At 46.6% G+C, this 18,020-nt stretch carries 14 protein-coding genes; 8 read left to right on the top strand and 6 right to left on the bottom strand.

The annotated features are described in order from the left end of the window. Nucleotides 1-60 precede the first annotated feature (60 nt). A complete protein-coding gene (locus FOT42_RS06135; protein ID WP_151889723.1) occupies nucleotides 61-633 on the top strand; it encodes a DUF3109 family protein in 573 nt (190 codons plus the stop codon). Here the strand turns inward: FOT42_RS06135 and FOT42_RS06130 are convergent. Together FOT42_RS06130 and FOT42_RS06125 are read right to left on the bottom strand one after the other, a co-directional pair. Further along, the gene (locus tag FOT42_RS06130) at nucleotides 623-2,527 is read right to left on the bottom strand and encodes a tetratricopeptide repeat protein (protein WP_226789813.1); all 1,905 of its coding nucleotides are present in this window, start codon (nucleotides 2,525-2,527) and stop codon (nucleotides 623-625) included. The two genes, FOT42_RS06135 and FOT42_RS06130, sit on opposite strands and share 11 nt — an antisense overlap. A 78-nt stretch (nucleotides 2,528-2,605) precedes the next feature. Further along, the gene (locus FOT42_RS06125) at nucleotides 2,606-3,340 is read right to left on the bottom strand and encodes a LytR/AlgR family response regulator transcription factor (RefSeq protein WP_151889694.1); all 735 of its coding nucleotides are present in this window, start codon (nucleotides 3,338-3,340) and stop codon (nucleotides 2,606-2,608) included. An 896-nt stretch (nucleotides 3,341-4,236) separates the two neighbouring features. On the opposite strand from FOT42_RS06125, the gene FOT42_RS06120 reads away from it, so the two are divergent. Both FOT42_RS06120 and FOT42_RS06115 read left to right on the top strand, forming a co-directional pair. Then, a complete protein-coding gene (locus FOT42_RS06120; protein WP_151889693.1) occupies nucleotides 4,237-5,223 on the top strand; it encodes a ribonucleotide-diphosphate reductase subunit beta in 987 nt (328 codons plus the stop codon). Nucleotides 5,224-5,354: 131 nt separating this feature from the next. After that, on the top strand, nucleotides 5,355-7,823 hold the full coding sequence (locus tag FOT42_RS06115) for a ribonucleoside-diphosphate reductase subunit alpha (RefSeq protein ID WP_151889692.1): 2,469 nt from the start codon (nucleotides 5,355-5,357) through the stop codon (nucleotides 7,821-7,823). A 170-nt stretch (nucleotides 7,824-7,993) separates the two neighbouring features. Here FOT42_RS06115 and FOT42_RS06110 read toward each other — a convergent pair whose 3' ends face one another. Both FOT42_RS06110 and FOT42_RS06105 read right to left on the bottom strand, forming a co-directional pair. Then, the gene (locus FOT42_RS06110) at nucleotides 7,994-8,647 is read right to left on the bottom strand and encodes a gluconate 2-dehydrogenase subunit 3 family protein (RefSeq protein WP_151889691.1); all 654 of its coding nucleotides are present in this window, start codon (nucleotides 8,645-8,647) and stop codon (nucleotides 7,994-7,996) included. Beyond that, the gene (locus tag FOT42_RS06105; protein ID WP_151889690.1) at nucleotides 8,647-10,365 is read right to left on the bottom strand and encodes a GMC oxidoreductase; all 1,719 of its coding nucleotides are present in this window, start codon (nucleotides 10,363-10,365) and stop codon (nucleotides 8,647-8,649) included. The genes FOT42_RS06110 and FOT42_RS06105 overlap by 1 nt, the downstream gene beginning before the upstream one ends. A gap of 136 nt (nucleotides 10,366-10,501) precedes the next feature. On the opposite strand from FOT42_RS06105, the gene FOT42_RS06100 reads away from it, so the two are divergent. The 5 genes from FOT42_RS06100 to FOT42_RS06080 are packed head-to-tail and all read left to right on the top strand — an operon-like array spanning nucleotide 10,502 to nucleotide 15,663. After that, the gene (locus FOT42_RS06100) at nucleotides 10,502-11,509 is read left to right on the top strand and encodes a sugar phosphate isomerase/epimerase family protein (protein ID WP_151889689.1); all 1,008 of its coding nucleotides are present in this window, start codon (nucleotides 10,502-10,504) and stop codon (nucleotides 11,507-11,509) included. Between the two features lie 11 nt (nucleotides 11,510-11,520). After that, the gene (locus tag FOT42_RS06095) at nucleotides 11,521-11,964 is read left to right on the top strand and encodes a DinB family protein (protein ID WP_151889688.1); all 444 of its coding nucleotides are present in this window, start codon (nucleotides 11,521-11,523) and stop codon (nucleotides 11,962-11,964) included. A gap of 21 nt (nucleotides 11,965-11,985) precedes the next feature. Then, the gene (locus tag FOT42_RS06090; protein ID WP_151889687.1) at nucleotides 11,986-13,212 is read left to right on the top strand and encodes a nucleoside permease; all 1,227 of its coding nucleotides are present in this window, start codon (nucleotides 11,986-11,988) and stop codon (nucleotides 13,210-13,212) included. A gap of 54 nt (nucleotides 13,213-13,266) precedes the next feature. Beyond that, nucleotides 13,267-14,505, top strand: coding sequence for an MFS transporter (locus FOT42_RS06085; protein ID WP_151889686.1), 1,239 nt, complete (start codon nucleotides 13,267-13,269; stop codon nucleotides 14,503-14,505). 21 nt (nucleotides 14,506-14,526) lie between these two features. After that, complete coding sequence (locus FOT42_RS06080; protein WP_151889685.1) at nucleotides 14,527-15,663, top strand: Gfo/Idh/MocA family protein; 1,137 nt, start codon at nucleotides 14,527-14,529, stop codon at nucleotides 15,661-15,663. Nucleotides 15,664-15,708: 45 nt separating this feature from the next. Here the strand turns inward: FOT42_RS06080 and FOT42_RS06075 are convergent, their stop codons facing one another. Together FOT42_RS06075 and FOT42_RS06070 are read right to left on the bottom strand one after the other, a co-directional pair. Next, entirely contained in the window at nucleotides 15,709-16,173 is a 465-nt protein-coding gene (locus FOT42_RS06075) for an ASCH domain-containing protein (RefSeq protein ID WP_151889684.1), read from the bottom strand. A gap of 9 nt (nucleotides 16,174-16,182) precedes the next feature. Further along, entirely contained in the window at nucleotides 16,183-17,886 is a 1,704-nt protein-coding gene (locus tag FOT42_RS06070; protein ID WP_151889683.1) for a GMC oxidoreductase, read from the bottom strand. Nucleotides 17,887-18,020: the final 134 nt, after the last annotated feature.

The raw sequence follows: 18,020 nt of genomic DNA, 5'->3' as shown, positions 1-18,020 counted from the left end.
TTAGAAAATGTCAAATTTTAGGTTTTGGACTACCTTTGCCGCAAAAGCGATCAAGCCATTATGTTCCAGATAGGAAAAACCATTGTGTCCGAAGAGATATTGGAGAACGACTTCGTCTGCAACCTGAACGCCTGCAAGGGAGCTTGCTGTGTTGGGGGGGAGTATGGCGCACCATTGGAAGATTCGGAAACCGACAAGCTCGTCAATATTTTTGAAGAGGTAAAACCCTTTTTGAGACCTGAGGGCATCAAGGCGATTGAAGAGCAAGGGGCCTTTGTGGAAGGGGAGGACGGCGAGTGGGAGACCCCTTTGGTGAACAACAATGAGTGTGCCTATGTGATCTTCTCGGATTCAGGGGTGGCCAAATGTGGTATAGAGGCAGCCTACGAGGCCGGTGCCACAAAATGGAAAAAACCGGTATCCTGCCATTTGTACCCCGTCCGGACACGTGAATATTCGGAGTTCACGGCGGTCAACTACCACAAATGGGAAATATGCGACCCCGCCTGCAGCTTGGGGAAAGAATTGAAAGTTCCCATTTATAAGTTTGTCAAGGACGCTTTGATACGGAAATTTGGAAAGGCATGGTACCGGGAACTGGAAGAGGTAGCTGAGGGAAAACCTAAATCGTAGGGATGTCCAGCACCACCTTGGTACCGTTCGGGATCCCGTTTTCGTCGAAGAGATCCACTAAGGACACCTCAAACTTGTTTTGGTAATCCTTGGAAAAATTGGCCAAGCGTTCCTTGGTAATGTGGATGCCCACGGACTTTCTTTTGAGCACCCGATTTTCCTTATTGGCCTCAGCGGCCAGACGGCCCACACCATTGTCTATGATTTCTATGGTCACGTGGCCTTTGTCCTTCTTCCGTACATTGATGTGGATTTTCTTTTCACCATCTTTTGGCGAAAGTCCATGCCATAGCGAGTTTTCAAGAAAGGGCTGTAAGGTCAATGAGGGAATCTTGATGTTGTCGATGAAAATATCCTTGTCCACATCGATCCTGAAGTCGATTTCATTGGAAAACCTTATGTTTTCAATGTTCATATAGAGTTCCACGGTCTCCAGCTCCTCTGCCAAGGAAATTTCCCTTTGCGAGGAGGCCTCCAGAATTTTCCGCACCAGTTTTGAAAACTTGTTCAGGTAGTGGACCGCATTTTTTTGCTCATTATTGATGATGTACAACTTGATGGAATTCAATGAGTTGAACAGGAAGTGGGGGTTCATTTGGCTGCGGAGCATTTTTTGCTCCAGCGTGAGCACCCTTTTCTCGTTCTTGCTCTGGTATTGACGATATAAGATGTAGAGGATGGAGGAGATCAATCCCACAATGAGCGCACTTACCAACAGGGTGGTCTGGTTCTTTTTCAATCGGAGGCGCACAATCTCATTTTCCTTGGCCAGAACAGAAATCTGGTTGTTCTTCTTTTCGGCCTCGTATCGGACGATGATGTCGTTCATGTACCTCAAATTGGTGGCACTGGAGATTTCTGCATCGTATTCATCTGCCTTTTTGTAGAACTCGTAGGCTTTTTTGAAGTCGCCCCTAACGCTTTCAAGCTCCGACAATTTTTGGTAGGCATAAAGAATGCTACTGGGCAGGTTGTGGCTTTGGGCCATTCCAAGTCCTTCTTCGATGAATTCCCTTGCCTTTTCATAGTTGCCCAATTTGGTGTGTGCCCATCCGGTGTTGATGAAAATCGAGGGAGTGATAAAGAAATCCCCGATTCTTTGGGAGGCTTCCAACAAGGGCTCCAACAACACCAAAGCGGCATAGGGCATTTCTTGCTTGAGGTAGATCTGTGCCAGACTGTTCTTGCAGATAATGCTTCCGTATTCCGAATTGATCTCCTCGTTGTAGGCAAGGGATTTTCGGTAGTTTTCCAGCGCGCCTTCCAAGTCCCCCTTTTCTTCCATGCAGTGGCCAATGTTCTGATGGTTGATGGCCAACCCCAATTTATTGCCCAGTTCCTCTTCCAGTTTCAGTGCCCTTCGGAACTGCATGATGGCCAGATCGTACTGCTCCAGGGTCTGGTAGAGGTTCCCGATACCGTTCAGTGCCACATTGATGCTCCTTTTGATATGGTTGGAAGGGTTTTCCACTGTTTCGGCCAGTTCCAGGGCCTTTTGGTTGTAGTCCAATGCTGTTTTTATGGCATCGGTCCTTCTATAGACCACCCCGAGCATATTCAGGCTCAGTACCCGGAGTTCGGTGTTGTTGGCCTCTTCGGAAGCGGCCAGGGCCTGTTCATGAAGGTCGGCGGCCTTTTTGTATTGGGAGATGTTCCGGTATTTGGATCCGAGTTGGTTGAGGGCATAGGCCTGGCCCTCCGGATAGTTGTTTTCTTTGCTCAATTGGGCAAAATAGCGCAACAGGAGAGTGTCGCTTTTGTCCGCGTCCAAATGTTCATCCAAGGATTCGTAGGTCTTGGGCTGTAACTGGATAATGGCCTCGGCCTTTTCCACAAAGTCGGCAGGGACATTTTGTGCTTTGGATACCAGGGATAGGAATAGGAACAATACCAATGCCAGAGTAGTTCTTTGTACTCGATGTAGGTTTTCGATTTGTTTGAACTTTGTCTTAGGCACGTATATAAGGGAGGGTTACAGCATATCCAAAAAGTCGGATTTCTTTTGCCTGGATACGGGAATTTTGTGATTGGACTCCAAAACCACATAGCCATCGGTCTTCAAGAATTCCTTTATCTTATTTAGGTTGATGATGTATGAATTATGGATCCGGAAGAAACTGCTTTCTGGCAAGAGCGAGTTAACTTCCTTTAGTTTTTTGGTGAGCAATATCTTTTGGCCGTCCTTTAGGAAGATGGTGCTGTAATTTCCATCGGATTCGGCATATAGGATCTCATCGCTGTTGAGGAAGAGCAATTTGCCGTCCGTGTTGATGGTGATTTTTTTGCTGTGCGATTCAGAATTGAAATTCAATAGGATTTTTTCCAGCCTATTTACGGTGAGGTTCTTGGAGTTGTACCGCTTTATTTTGGCGATGGTGACCTCAAGGTCGTCGGAATCGATGGGTTTCAAGAGATAATCGATGGCCTCGTTCTTGAGTGCCTGAAGGGCATATTGGTTATACGCGGTGGTGATGACTACTGGAAAATCCTTGTTCTTGAGGTTTTTGATGAACTGGAAACCATCCATGGCAGGCATCTCTATGTCCAGAAAAAGGCAGTCCGGGGTATTGCGCTCCAGATATTCCAATGCCTCGTTCGCATCGGTAAATGATGCAACAATGTCCACTTCGTCGCTCAAATTGGTCAGTTCCCAGCTCAAACTCTGTAGGGCCTTTATTTCATCGTCCACAATTACGGCTTCTAGCATAGTACACGTATAGGTCTTACCAAATTTAGGATTATTCTTCAAACACCACTAAAATTATGTGCTAATGGATGGGTAACACGTATAACTGGCACAAAATGCCAATTTAGGGGATAAAAAGCCCATTTTTGGTTAAATGACATGCCTTTTGGGAGGGTATCCGGAGGGAGAAAAACCAGTTATACACAAAAAGGGACCGTTTATACATCCTCCAAGGGAGACGCATTTTATGTTCTTATCTTGGCCATGTCAAAAAATAAAAGTTTGGCAAAAAGCAGCTAGAGATGAGAAAATGTGCAGTTCTTTTTGTGATTTTGATCGTTGCTTTGATCATTGCCGCAGTATCTGAACGTGAACCGGTCAAGATACGGACAGAATGGGATAAGGTCATTGCCAAAAAATGACAGTCCTGGCAGAAAAACGCTCTTAAACAATATTGTATTACCAAACATACGTACGGCCGCAGCAATCAAACTCTTGATTATAGAAACCGCTTGCAAGAAAAAATCTCCGGTTTGGCCAAGATCTGGATTTGGTTATAGGTTTCGGGGGAACTACCTATTTCAAAGAAAGGTCATTAAACAGTCGGACGGGGACAGGCCGTACCTTTGGTAATATGAGAAGGAGATGTATTTCTCCTTAGATAGTACAAGACCAATCAGTATGGAAATCAATATACTTTTTGGTCTTTTTTTGTTGTGGCCCAGAATGAAAAAAATCTTTCCACATGGGCGTCTTTCCTAAGCCCAAGAAACATCGCTGGCCATCCAAGATTTCAACATTTTGTGTTAAAAACTTTGCGTCTGTTTCAATTATGCACCCTTTATATTCTAACAACATTTTTAAATCTTTGTTGACACTGAACCCTTCCAAACTATTAACTTTTATAACGAGAGATGATGTCCGAAGCAATTGAGCCCATTTTACAGGAAAATAAAGACCGATTTGTAATTTTTCCCATAAAGCACCACGACCTGTGGGAATGGTACAAAAAATGTGAGGCTTGTTTTTGGACCGCGGAAGAAATAGACCTGCACCAAGACTTAACAGACTGGAACACCAAGTTGAATGACGACGAGCGTTATTTCATCAAGCACATCCTCGCGTTTTTTGCAGCTTCGGATGGGATAGTGAACGAAAACCTTGCGGAAAACTTCGTGAACGAGGTCCAGTATTCCGAGGCCAAGTTCTTCTATGGCTTCCAGATCATGATGGAGAACATCCACTCAGAGACCTATTCCCTGCTCATCGACACCTATGTGAAGGACGAAAAGGAAAAAAATGTGCTCTTCAAGGCCATCGAGAACTTTCCGGCCATCAAGAAAAAAGCGGATTGGGCCCTCAAATGGATAGAGTCGCCAAGCTTTGCCGAGCGTCTCATCGCCTTTGCGGCCGTGGAGGGGATTTTCTTCTCAGGTGCCTTCTGTTCCATCTTTTGGTTGAAGAAAAGAGGCTTGATGCCAGGGCTCACCTTTTCCAACGAGCTGATTTCCAGGGACGAGGGCATGCACTGTGACTATGCCGTTCACTTGCACAACAGGCACCTGGTGAACAAGGTGCCAAAAGAACGCATCTCGGAGATCATCGTGGATGCACTCAACATAGAAAGAGAGTTCATCACGGAATCGCTCCCCGTGAGCCTTATCGGGATGAACGCCAAATTGATGACCCAGTACTTGGAGTTTGTCACGGACAGATTGTTGGTGGAATTGGAATGCGAGAAAGTATACAACGCCACCAATCCGTTCGATTTTATGGACATGATCTCGCTCCAAGGCAAGACCAATTTCTTTGAAAAACGCGTATCCGAATACCAAAAAGCAGGCGTGTTGAACAAGGAAAGTGACTCCGATTCGCAGAAAATCAGTTTCGACGCGGACTTTTAAGGAACAAAAAGAACCATGACCCCAAGAATGCCCCTTTCTTGAGGGTTTTATAGGCCTTAACCCAAAAATGTTAAATTTTTTAACAGGGCTGTGGAAGAACCAACAGTATCAACAATAATATTCGTAGCATCATGTATGTAGTAAAAAGAGACGGTAGAAAAGAGCCGATAATGTTCGATAAGATCACGGCCAGGGTCAGGAAACTTTGTTATGGACTCAACAATCTGGTAGATCCCGTAAAAGTGGCCATGAGGGTCATCGAGGGACTGTATGATGGTGTCACCACCTCCGAACTGGACAACCTGGCGGCGGAAATAGCGGCCACCATGACCACCACCCATCCGGATTATGCAAAACTGGCTGCCCGTATATCGGTCTCCAACCTGCACAAAAACACCAAAAAGTCCTTCTCCGAGACCATGAAGGACCTCTACGAATATGTCAACCCCAGAACCGGGAAAAAGGCGCCCCTGCTTTCCGATGAGGTATATCAAGTGATCGCCGAACATGCGGAACAGCTGGACTCGACCATTATCTATAACCGTGATTTTGGCTACGATTATTTTGGGTTCAAGACCTTGGAGCGCTCCTATCTGTTGAAAATCAACGGGAAGATTGCGGAACGTCCACAGCAGATGCTCATGCGGGTGGCCGTGGGGATCCATTTGGACGATATGGATGCCGTGGTGGAAACCTACGAGCTGATGTCCAAAAAGTATTTTACCCATGCCACGCCCACCCTGTTCAATTCTGGGACCCCAAAACCCCAGATGTCCTCCTGTTTCCTTTTGGCGATGAAGGACGATAGCATTGACGGAATTTATGATACCTTGAAGCAAACAGCAAAGATTTCCCAGTCTGCTGGTGGAATTGGTCTATCCATCCACAATATCAGGGCCACGGGATCATACATTGCGGGGACCAACGGGACCTCCAATGGGATTGTGCCCATGCTCCGCGTGTATAACGACACAGCCCGCTATGTGGATCAAGGAGGCGGAAAACGGAAAGGGAGCTTCGCCGTTTATGTGGAACCTTGGCATGCCGATATTTTCGACTTTTTGGAGCTCAAAAAGAACCACGGTAAAGAAGAAATGCGGGCACGCGACCTGTTCTATGCCATGTGGATTCCCGATCTGTTCATGAAGCGTGTGGAAGCCGACGGGGAATGGACCTTGATGTGTCCCAACGAATGTCCAGGACTTTTCAGCACCCACAGTGAGGAATTTGAGGCACTCTACACCAAATATGAGGCCGAAGGAAAGGGCCGCAAAAAGATAAGGGCAAGGGACCTTTGGGAGAAGATATTGGAATCCCAGATAGAGACAGGCACCCCCTATATGCTCTACAAGGATGCCGCCAACAGGAAGAGCAACCAGAAAAATTTGGGAACCATACGTTCCTCCAACCTCTGCACGGAGATTTTGGAATACACCTCCCCCGATGAAGTAGCCGTCTGCAACTTGGCATCCATTGCTTTACCGATGTTTGTGAAGAACGGGGAGTTTGACCATAAGGAACTCTTCAAGGTTACCAAGAGGGTCACCAGAAACCTGAACAAGGTCATCGACAGGAACTTTTATCCCGTGGAGGAAGCAAGGAACTCCAACATGAGGCATAGACCCATAGGGTTGGGTGTACAGGGCTTGGCGGATACCTTCATCATGTTGCGAATGCCCTTTACCAGCGACGAGGCCAAAAAACTGAACCAAGATATTTTTGAGACCTTATACTTTGCCGCGGTAAGCGCTTCCATGGAAATGGCCCAGGAAGAAGGAGCCTATTCGACTTACAAAGGCTCCCCGATGTCCAAGGGCGAGTTCCAGTTCAACCTGTGGGGCATCAAGGACGAGGAACTGTCAGGGCGATGGGATTGGGACAAACTCAGAAAAGAAGTGCTGCAGCACGGCGTCAGGAACTCCTTGTTGGTAGCTCCCATGCCCACAGCGTCCACATCGCAGATATTGGGGAACAATGAGTGCTTTGAACCCTATACCTCCAACATATACACCCGTAGGGTGCTTTCGGGAGAATTTATCGTGGTGAACAAGCACTTGTTGGAAGATTTGGTGAAACTCGGCCTTTGGAACGAGAACCTAAAGCAAGAGCTCATGAGGGCCAATGGTTCCGTTCAAGGCATAGATGCCATCCCAGATGACATCAAGGAGCTGTACAAGACCGTTTGGGAGCTCAGCATGAAGGACATCATCGATATGAGCAGGCAACGTGGCTATTTCATTGATCAAAGCCAATCGCTGAACCTGTTCATGGAGAACGCCAATTACGCCAAGCTCACCTCGATGCATTTCTACGCTTGGAAGAGCGGCCTCAAAACGGGGATGTACTACCTCCGAACCAAGGCTGCGGTGGATGCCATCAAATTTACGTTGGACAACACCAAGAAGCAAGAAGTCCCCGTTGAGGTAGAGGCAGAAGCAGCATCGGCGGCAGTGGCGCAAGAGATCACTGTTGAGGCGATTTCTGCCGAACAGCAGCAAGAAATTGACATACAGCCCATGACTCCTGAAGAAATGAGGGAAATGATTGCACGGGCCAAGGAAGGCCAGGCAGACGACGACTGCCTGATGTGCGGTTCATAGCATAGTCGGCACTGGACTTTATCAGTGCATGTGATAGTGTTTATTGACCAAATGCCCCGGAACGTTCACCCCACTTGGAACAATTCCGGGGTATTTTTTTGAACGGATTCGGACACAAAAAAACCTCCAATAAAATTGGAGGTTCTTTATATCTCAAAAAGAGATTGAACTTATAAGGACCAAGCTTTTCCGCCGGTCAGCGTGTTGAGGTCTTCACAGGGGATGTATTCTCCTGGTATGGGCAAATAGGCCAATACTTCCTCACCAACATATTCTGATGATTTGTAGGCCCAAGTACCCAGATCTCTCAGATCGTTGGCAAAGGAGAAACGGGAAATATCATCGTCCAGAGTGGCTTGGCCTCCCTGCATAATGGCTTCCATGTAACTGTTGATGGCTTCAAAATGTGCTATCTCTTCTTCATCCGAACGTTTTCTTAGGTACGTTTGAAGTGCGGGTTCAATATCCACGGGTTCAATGTCCATCAGGGTCTCCTTGCCGGAATCCGCCAGAACCTTATCGTAGAATTTGTTCATTTTCATGACCACAAAATCCCTTTGTTCCAATGGGATTACTTCGTCCAAATATTTGTCAATAAAAACGTGTACGTTCATTTCCGTTGCGGATGGCGTATCAGTTTTGGGAAGAATCACGTCCAGTGTCTGGGCGAGGGCATATCCTTTTTCCTTGTCCAGAAAACTGGGGACCCACTCGGCATAGGCCGGTTTGTCCTTACAACTTTGGAGCAGTCCCAAAAGGGTCGGAGTGGCCACGGCATAACCAAAGGCCAATCCCATATTCTTAAGTGCAGATCTTCTTTCCATTATATATTTCCTTTTTTGAGTTCTTGGGCGGCATGGTTGGCGGCCCTTGCTGTAAACGCCATATAGGTCAACGATGGGTTTACGCAACTTGCGGAGGCCATAAATGCACCATCCGTTACATAGACGTTCTTACAGGCGTGGACTTGGTTGTATCCGTTCACCACAGAGGTCTTTGGGTCAAGGCCCATACGGGCGGTGCCCATCTCATGGATACCCAACCCAATGGCATAAGGGTTGTCATAGGGCGTGATGTCCTTGGCACCGGCCTTTTCAAGCATCTGTACCGCTTGGTCCTGCATGTCCTTGCGCATGTTCAGCTCGTTCTGTCTGATTTCGGCATCGAAGGTAACCGTAGGTAGTCCCCATTTGTCCTTTTTGTCATAATCCAAGATCATTCGGTTGTCCTCATACGGAAGGATTTCCCCGAAGGCCAACATGTTCATGGTCCATCCGCCAGGTGTGAGGATGGCATCCTTATAGCCTTTTCCGAAGGAGGCCTCAGCAACCAATTCTTCATAGTTGCCCCTGGAGGCACCACCTTGGTACCCATAGCCACGGGTAAAGTCCTTCATGTCGGTATCCCCACCAAGGTTCCTAAATCGTGGAATATAGGTTCCGTTGGGCTTTCTTCCCTTATAGTATTTGTCGTCAAAACCTTCGAATTTGCCACTGGCGCCAACCAAGAAATGGTGGTCCATAATGTTTCTGCCCAATTGGTCAGAGTCGTTCCCCAATCCGTTAGGGAACCTGTCCGACTTGGATTGCATCAAAATGGAGGTAGTGGCCACGGCCGAGGCACAAAGGAAGATGACCTTTGCCTTGAACTCGAACACTTCCTTGGTTTCCCTGTCGATTACTTTGACACCGGTCGCTTTTTTGGTATTGGGATCATAAATGATCTCATGTACGATGGAGTCCGGTCTCAGGGTCATGTTCCCGGTCCTTTCCGCAGCGGGCAATGTGGACGACACACTGCTGAAGTAGGCCCCGAAAGGACACCCTCTCACGCAACGGTTACGGAACTGGCAACGAACCCTTCCATCTCCCTCGAATTTTTTATCACTGTTGATGTGGGCCACCCTTCCGGCGGTGATCACACGGCCATTGAAGTGTTCGGCCACTTTTCCCTTGACATGCTCTTCCACACAGTTGAGCTCCATCATGGGTTCAAATTGCCCATCAGGCAGTTGGGGAAGACCCAGGTTTTCGCCCGAAACACCGATATAACTTTCAACCTTATCGTACCAAGGGGCAATGTCCTTATAGCGTACGGGCCAATCCACGGCGATGCCTTCGTTCTTGTTGGCGGCAAAATCGATATCGCTCCAGCGGTAACTGTGACGGCCCCACATAATGGAACGGCCTCCCACATGGTAGCCCCTCATCCAGTCAAATCGTTTTGTTTCATTGTAAGGATGTTCCAGATCGTTCACGAACCAATGCTTGGATTCGGCCCTGACGGTATATCCTGTCCTGGCCTGCTTTTCTTGTTGCTTCAGTTCTTCCCTGGTGGGTTGTCCGGCATTTGGAAAATCCCATGGATCTAAATTGGCCGTTGGATAATCCTCACGGTGTTTCACCATTGGTCCACGTTCCAAGACCAAGGTCTTGAGCCCATTTTCGCAGAGTTCCTTGGCGGCCCAACCACCACTGATACCCGTTCCTACCACGATGGCATCATAGGATTCTTGCTCCTGGTTGTAATAAAATTTACTCATTTATTCGGATTGTTTATTTGCTAAATGTATCAATTATTAAATTAATTTTCTACATTTAATCCCTATGTTTATTGAGAATTCGCCACTATAACGTTATAGTTTTTGGATTCCAACTGAATTTTATCAACTTAAAAATATGAACAGAAGTAGTTTAGCCCAAAAAGGTGTTTTATCCGCATTTGCAGTTGTATTGTTTGGAATTTTTTCCTGCAAACAGAACCCCAAAAAGGAAGTTGTCGATGATGGGATGGCAGAAGAGGTGATGATCGAAGAAGCCAAATCGGACATTAAACTTTCATTGGCCCAATGGTCCATGCACAAAATGATATTGGAAGAAGGGGTGGACCCCTATACCTTTGCAGAGAAGGCCAAAGGGTGGGGTTTTGAAGGTCTGGAATATGTGAGCGGACTCTACTATAAAGAACTCCAGGCAGCCAACTTTTCCGAGGAGGCCATGAAGAACTGGGTCGAAAAAAGCAAGGCCGAAAGTGAAAAACATGGTTTGAAGAACTTGCTCATTATGATAGATGGCCAAGGTGATTTGGCGGCCACGGATGAAAAAGAAAGAAAAGCTGCCGTGGAAAACCATCACAAGTGGGTGGATGCCGCCGCTGCATTGGGCTGCCATTCCATCCGTGTGAACCTGAACGGAACACAGGACCCCGAGCTATGGGTACCTGCTTCTGTTGACGGTCTTAGTCAATTGGCCACCTATGCCAAGGACAAGAACATCAACATCATTGTGGAGAACCATGGTGGGCCTTCCTCAAATGCGGGCTTGTTGGTCGAGGTGATGAAAAAAGTGGGAATGGACAATTGTGGCACATTGCCCGATTTCGGAAATTTCTGCATCAAAAGGGAAGCAGGCGATTACTATGAGTCCAAATGCCTTGAGGAATATGACAGATATAAAGGAGTGGAAGAGTTGATGCCCTATGCCAAGGCCGTAAGTGCCAAATCCTATAGCTTCGATGCCGAAGGCAACGAGACCCGGGTGGATTATGAAAAAATAATGGACATTGTGGAAGAAGCTGGCTATTCAGGCTTTGTGGGCGTGGAATACGAAGGAAGCGAGCTCAGCGAAGAGGAAGGGATTTTGGCCACCAAAAAGTTATTGGAAAAAGTGCTTAACTTACCCGAATAATTTTAGGGTCCATGAAGGGATTTTTGCAACAACTCTTCGATTACAATTTTCATTGTAACAAAAAAATCATCCAACAGTGTGGCGGTCTGGACGTAGTTCCTGAGAACTGCCAAAGGCTTTTCAGCCATATTTTGAACGCCCATCATATCTGGAACCACAGACTGCTGGGCAGGCCCAGTGAATTTGGTGTTTGGGACGTACAACCTATTGAAAAGTGGGAAGAGGTCCACTACGAAAACCAGCGCACCTCTTTTGAGATCTTGACAAACACCGAAGATTTTATGAAACGGGTGGAATATGAGAACAGCCAGGGAAGGACCTTCTCCAATGAGACCAAGGACATCCTTTTTCACATTATCAACCATTCCACGCACCACAGGGGCCAGATCATGATGGAACTGCGTGCCTCTGGAACAGTGCCGGAACCATTGGACTATATACATTACAAACGATAACCTATCAACTAAACACCTTGCATGAACAATAAGACCAAATTTCAACTGTCCTTTATGATGTTCCTCGAATTTTTTATTTGGGGCGGTTGGTTCGTGTCATTGGGTACGTTTTTGGGGAACAACCTTCAAGCCACGGACGCACAGCTTGCCATGGCTTTTTCCACACAATCCTGGGGTGCCATCATAGCACCGTTCATTATTGGTCTAATAGCTGACCGATACTTCAACGCCGAACGGATTTTAGGGGTATTGCACCTGATGGGTGCCGTATTGATGTACCTGATGTACCAAAGTACCGATTTCGCTACTTTTTATCCGTATGTCCTGATCTACATGATCCTGTATATGCCCACATTGGCCTTGGTGAATTCGGTCTCTTTCAACCAAATGTCGGATCCTGCCAAACAATTTTCATTTGTGCGGGTTTTTGGTACTATCGGATGGATTGTTGCCGGACTTTTGATCAGTTATGTTTTTTTCTGGGATTCACCCGAAGGTAGGGAGGCAGGTCTGTTGAAGAACACATTTTTGATGACAGGAGTCGCTTCTGCACTTTTGGGCCTTTTTAGCTTCACACTGCCAAAGACTCCACCAAAAGTAAACAGGAATGAAAAAGTGGATATTTCCGAGATATTGGGACTGGATGCCCTAAAGCTTTTGAAGGACAAAAACTTCCTTCTGTTCTTTATATCTTCGGTATTGATATGTATCCCTCTGGCATTTTATTACCAAAATGCCAATCCGTTCCTTGCTGAGATCGGCGTGGAAAACCCAACGGGACTGATGACCATTGGACAGGGTTCCGAAGTGTTGTTTATGTTACTGCTCCCCTATTTCTTTAAAAAATTCGGGTTCAAGAAAACCATATTGGCAGGGATGCTGGCTTGGACCGTGCGTTATTTGCTATTTGCATATGGGGACACAGGAGAGCTTTTGTTCATGTTGATCATTGGGATAGCCCTTCACGGAATCTGTTACGACTTCTTCTTTGTTTCAGGACAGATCTACACGGATTCCAAAGCGGGAGAAAAATATAAAAGTTCCGCACAGGGGCTGATTACCCTGGCCACCTATGGTGTAGGGATGCTCATCGGGTTCTGGGTCGCCGGGAAAATTGCGGATTATTTTAAAATAGAAGGAGTGCACGAATGGCAGAATATATGGATGTACCCGGCAGGCTTTGCATTGGTGGTGGCCATACTGTTCATGCTATTCTTCAAAAATGAAAAAATAGCCTATAAATCATAAAAGCAAACAGGACCATTAATAAGCAAGAGACATAACAAATAACGAATGCAAACCATGAAAAACGTAAATAAGAACCAACTTTTTGTGGCGGCCTGTATATCCTTGGTCGTTACTTCGATGACCTTTGCCATCAGGGCAGGTATATTGACCCAGTTAGGCGAGGAATTCGGGATTTCCAACCAACAATTGGGCTGGATAAACAGTATGGCCTTTTTGGGCTTTCCGCTGGCGATGATCCTTGGAGGCCTACTATATAACAAAATAGGGGCTCGAAAACTTATGGTGGCCGCGTTTGTCTGCCACCTGTTGGGGTTGGTGCTCACCATAGTGGCAGGAGGCTTTTGGACCCTGATCATTTCCACATTCTTCATTGGTTTTGCCAATGGGTCCGTTGAGGCTGCCTGTAACCCTATGATTGCCGATATGTACACCAAAAACCGTACAGCAATGCTCAACAAGTTCCACGTGTGGTTTCCAGGAGGTATTGTGATAGGGTCATTGATCTCCAAGTTCATGACCGATTTTGGAATGGGATGGCAGTTACAGATTGGAGTGATGTTGATACCTACCCTTATATATGGGTATATGTTTTTCAAACAAGAATTTCCAGAGAGCGAGCATATTGAAACCGATACGGCCAAGAATATTAAATCCCTGGCAGATCCATTGTTCATCTTTATATTGCTTTGTATGACCCTTACCGCCATTTCGGAATTTGGGCCACAACAATGGGTAGAACGTATTTTGGGCAATTCAGGTGCCAGCCCCATGTTGGTGTTGGCCATGGTCACGGGAATTATGGCCATTGGCCGCTACTTTGCAGGCCCCATAGTGCATAGGATCAATCCCATCGGTGTGCTCCTATTGTCGGCCATTGTCACCACTGCCGCAGTCTATAGCATGAGTATTGCCGAAGGTTCCATGATTTATTTGGCGGCAGTTCTTTTTGCCTTGGGAGTTTGTTATTTTTGGCCTACCATGATCGGTTTCACCTCGGAGTACCTTCCCAAGACAGGTGCATTGGGGATGTCATTGGTCGGTGGGGCCGGAATGTTCGCCACATCCATATGGCAGCCCGTAATCGGCGGATGGTTGGACAGTGCAAAGGAATCCGCAGTGGCTTCTGGACTCACCGATCAGGTAGCAGAGCTTACCGCGGGCAAGGCCACTTTGGGAAAAATGATGTTCTTCCCATTGGCAGTGGCCGTTTTGTTCGCCATTTTGTTTTTGTTCCGAAAAAAGCTTGAAGAACGAAGAGTGCCGCAAGGCCATGTTTCAGAAGAAATCGTTTAATCAAATAGTAAAAAATAGAAAATGCCAAAAAAAATAAGACTTGGAATTCTTGGAGGAGGCGGTGATTCCCTAATCGGGGTGCTGCACAGAGTGGCCTCTTTCATCAATGACAACTATGAAATCGTAGGAGCGGTCTTCAACCCGGACCATGGGCAAAGTATAGATTTCGCAAAGGAAATAGATATCCCCACCAACCGTATCTACAAGGATTTTGATACGTTGATAGCAGAGGAAATGAAGCTTCCAGAGGATGAGCGCATTCAGGTATGTTCCATCCTTACGCCCAATTTTCTCCATTTCCCCATGGCCAAAAAGCTGTTGGATAACGGGTTTCATGTCATTTGTGAAAAACCCATGACCACTACATACGAAGAGGCCAAGATATTACAGGACACCTTGAAAAGTGCGGGCACCGTTTTTGCGGTTACCCATACCTACACTGGATACCCTATGGTGCGCCAAATGAGGGAGATGATCAAGGATGGTGTAATCGGGAAAGTCCACAAAGTGGACGCCCAATACTATCAAGGCTGGATGAACCCCATAATCCACGACAAGGAAAAACGTGGAACGGTTTGGAGGCTCGACCCCAAAAAGGCGGGCATCAGTTCCTGTATGGGAGATATAGGGGTACACGCCTTCAATATGATCGAGTTCACCACTGGCTTGCAGGTACAGTCCATTTTATGTGATTTCAATTATATCTATGATGACAATGTGATGGATATGGACGGTACGGCCCTTATTCGTATGGAGAAAAATGTGAAAGGGGTCATTAGGGCGAGCCAAGTGGCCACAGGGGAAGAAAATAACCTTTCCATTGCCATTTATGGCCAAAAAGGAGGATTGAAATGGGAACAGGAAAACCCAAATTACCTCTACAAATTGAATGACCCAGAGCCATTGCAGGTGTACAAACCTGGCCATGCGTACAACTCCAAACTATCGCTGGACGGTACCAAACTGCCACCAGGACACCCAGAAGGCATCTTTGATGCCATGGCCAATATTTATTTGGGCGTGGCCAAAGCCATCCGTGGAGAGGAATACAACAATGGGGAATTCCCGACCATGTTGGATGGTGTGCGCGGGCTCAATTTTATCGAGAATACTGTGGCTTCCCACAAACAGGGCAATATTTGGGTGGACATGGATTGATGTTTCCCCTAAAACGTTGAAAATAATGTCCGCTTTTGGCGGACATTATTTTTTATATAACATTTCAAAGGTTTCAAAGACCACGATCATACTTTCCGTAGGTTGGGTGCCAAATTTGGCAAGCTCACGGGTGTAATGATCCCAATGGATCTTTTTCCAATGCGAAAGGCTTTTGTCCCCTTCGCCCTCCAAGCGGGCATGTTCTTCACGGATGGCAAAATAGGGCACCAGTTTTACCGAAGTGGTACGAATGATGCACTTGGCATTACCGTTCCAGTCCGTTACCACATAAAAGTCACCTATTTTGGGCAATTTTTCGTTCCGTAGCTGGATTCCCTTCAAAGAATGGGAGGTCGCTCTTTTGATTTCCTTGCATACCAAATCGACGCAGGTATCCGCATCCTTTTCATTGTCACAAAAATGGATGACTTTAGGCGCATCCTCGGAAGCAAATTCCAAATGGGCATCCAAAAAATCGCCCCAAAGATTTCGGGCAGAGGCATTTTCCATAAGCAGGTTTTAAGAAAATTTATGTTGTTTGAATTGTTGGGCGGCATGGTTCGCGGCCCTTGCAGTAAAAGCCATGTAGGTCAAAGAAGGGTTTACGCAATTGGCCGAGGTCATGAATGCCCCATCGGTAACATATACGTTGGGAACATCATGTAGTTGGTTGTGCTTGTTGAGGATGGATGTTTTTGGGTCGTGCCCCATTCTTGCTCCCCCCATTTCGTGGATGCCCAGACCGGGACCCGTTTCCCTATCGTAGGTGCTGACGTTTCTAAAGCCGGCAGCCTTTAGCATGGCAGTGGCCTCCTCCTTAATGGCCTCCCTCATTTTATATTCGTTCTCCTTGAATTCCACATCGAAGTCCAATTGGGGCAGTCCCCATTGATCTTTTTTATCCTTGCTCAGGGTCACACGGTTGTCGTGGTAAGGGAGCATTTCACCAAAACCGGTCATCCCGATTTCCCAACCTCCCGGTTCCAAAATGGCTTCTTTGAGAGCAGTGCCATGACCCAGTTCGGCCACAGTTTCGGCCCAATTGCCCCTACTGGCACTCCCTTGGTAGCCAAAACCGCGCAGGAAATCCTTTCGTTTGGTTTTTTCATCGAGATTGACAAACCGTGGGATATAGAACCCATTCGGTCTTCTTCCCTTGTAGTATTTATCCAAATGCCCATCTACCTTCGCGGAAGCACCCAATTGGTAATGATGGTCCATGATATTACGCCCGAGCTGGTCATGGTTGTTGCCCATGCCGTTGGGGAAAACTTTTGATTTGGATTGCAATAAAATGCCCACGGAGGCCATGGCCGAGGCGCAGAGAAAAACAATGTTTGCCTTGAACTCTATTTTTTCATGGGTTTCGGCATCCACGATCTTTACCCCGGTGGCCCTTTTTTGATTTTCATCATACACTACCTCGTACACAATGGAATTGGGACGTAGGGTCAAATTTCCGGTGCGCTCTGCAGCAGGCAAGGTGGAGGAATTACTGCTGAAATATCCTCCGAACGGACACCCCCTCCAGCACCGATTTCTGTATTGGCAAGGGCCGCGGCCCTCAATATTGGGGTCTTTATCGGTAATGTGGGCAACCCGACCAATGGTCAAGAGCCGATCATCGTCGAATTGTGAGCCAAGGGCAGATTGAAGTTCTTTTTCCACACAGTTCAGTTCCATGGGTGGCTGAAACTGCCCATCTGGGAGGTGTTTGATACCCAATTTTTCGCCACTTACCCCAATATAGGTCTCCACTTTGTCATACCAAGGGGCAATATCTTCGTAGCGTACCGGCCAATCCACGGCAATGCCCTCATTTTTATTGGCTTCAAAATCAACATCGCTCCACCTGTAGCTTTGTCTGCCCCAGGTCAGGGATCGTCCGCCGACTTGGTACCCTCTGATCCAATCGAACCGCTTGGTTTCTTGGTAGGGATGTTCCAAATCATTCACAAAAAAATGTTTTACATCGTCACGGGGTGCCCAACCCACGCGTAATTGTTTATGATACTTTTCTTGGTCCTCCCGGCTTAGGTTTCCCCTATAGGGGAAGTCCCAAGCGTCCTTGTTCATGGTCTTGTAGTCCTCCACATGTTTTACCATTGGACCTCGTTCCAGTACCAAGGTCGTAAGGCCATTTTCACACAGTTCTTTGGCGGCCCAACCCCCACTTATGCCTGTGCCAACTACAATAGCATCATAGACTTTGTTTTCGTACACCTTGTATTGTTTTAATTGTTAATGAATCCCTATATTTATATTTTACTTCATGAGATGTAAAATTAACACAGTTTTTTTCTTAAATATAGATGATAAATCCCAAATAGATCAGGATTTACAAATTCCAAAAACCA

Origin of the sequence: Flagellimonas hadalis (genome assembly GCF_007785775.2) — a bacterium.
GTDB lineage: Bacteria > Bacteroidota > Bacteroidia > Flavobacteriales > Flavobacteriaceae > Flagellimonas > Flagellimonas hadalis.
The sequence above is the reverse complement of the archived record's forward strand: the minus strand, read 5'-3'. Positions and strand labels throughout refer to the sequence as shown.

What these genes read in the sequence shown, in the direction of transcription:
- FOT42_RS06135 (WP_151889723.1), top strand. Translation starts at nt 61, where the DNA reads ATGTTCCAGATAGGAAAAACCATTGTGTCCGAAGAGATATTGGAGAAC.
- FOT42_RS06125 (WP_151889694.1), bottom strand. Translation starts at nt 3,340, where the DNA reads ATGCTAGAAGCCGTAATTGTGGACGATGAAATAAAGGCCCTACAGAGT.
- FOT42_RS06120 (WP_151889693.1), top strand. Translation starts at nt 4,237, where the DNA reads ATGTCCGAAGCAATTGAGCCCATTTTACAGGAAAATAAAGACCGATTT.
- FOT42_RS06115 (WP_151889692.1), top strand. Translation starts at nt 5,355, where the DNA reads ATGTATGTAGTAAAAAGAGACGGTAGAAAAGAGCCGATAATGTTCGAT.
- FOT42_RS06110 (WP_151889691.1), bottom strand. Translation starts at nt 8,647, where the DNA reads ATGGAAAGAAGATCTGCACTTAAGAATATGGGATTGGCCTTTGGTTAT.
- FOT42_RS06105 (WP_151889690.1), bottom strand. Translation starts at nt 10,365, where the DNA reads ATGAGTAAATTTTATTACAACCAGGAGCAAGAATCCTATGATGCCATC.
- FOT42_RS06100 (WP_151889689.1), top strand. Translation starts at nt 10,502, where the DNA reads ATGAACAGAAGTAGTTTAGCCCAAAAAGGTGTTTTATCCGCATTTGCA.
- FOT42_RS06095 (WP_151889688.1), top strand. Translation starts at nt 11,521, where the DNA reads ATGAAGGGATTTTTGCAACAACTCTTCGATTACAATTTTCATTGTAAC.
- FOT42_RS06090 (WP_151889687.1), top strand. Translation starts at nt 11,986, where the DNA reads ATGAACAATAAGACCAAATTTCAACTGTCCTTTATGATGTTCCTCGAA.
- FOT42_RS06085 (WP_151889686.1), top strand. Translation starts at nt 13,267, where the DNA reads ATGAAAAACGTAAATAAGAACCAACTTTTTGTGGCGGCCTGTATATCC.
- FOT42_RS06080 (WP_151889685.1), top strand. Translation starts at nt 14,527, where the DNA reads ATGCCAAAAAAAATAAGACTTGGAATTCTTGGAGGAGGCGGTGATTCC.
- FOT42_RS06075 (WP_151889684.1), bottom strand. Translation starts at nt 16,173, where the DNA reads ATGGAAAATGCCTCTGCCCGAAATCTTTGGGGCGATTTTTTGGATGCC.